Source organism: Enterococcus sp. GPZ-007 (genome assembly GCF_059374735.1).
Window position 1 is genome coordinate 1 of record NZ_JCAFYN010000134.1, and the last position, 290, is coordinate 290.

1 pseudogene is annotated in these 290 nt (G+C 36.6%); it reads right to left on the reverse strand.

What is annotated here, in order from left to right:
* Window positions 1–157, reverse strand: a pseudogene (locus tag AC4J95_RS21255) (ISL3 family transposase); the annotation flags it as partial.
* Between the last annotated feature and the right edge of the window lie 133 nt (window positions 158–290).

Genomic DNA, 290 nt, shown 5'->3' on the forward strand with positions numbered 1-290 from the left:
GGCAATGAAAGCAATCTTCTGGTCGATAGGTCAATGTGCCAACAAAAACAAAACACGTCTCGCCATTGATTCGTTCTTTGCGAAAGGCATCCTCATGAAACGTAAGATTTAGATCTAGAATATCTAGTAACTCTTTGGTAAACTCTGAATAGGACATCTTGAAACACTCCTTTGAATGGTTTTCGTCGACTTTATTCTAAAGGATTTCAAGGTGTCTGTTTGCGTTTATTAAAAAAAGAAAAAAAGTATTGGCAACAGAAGGTGTCACCAACACTAAATATTATAGAGCC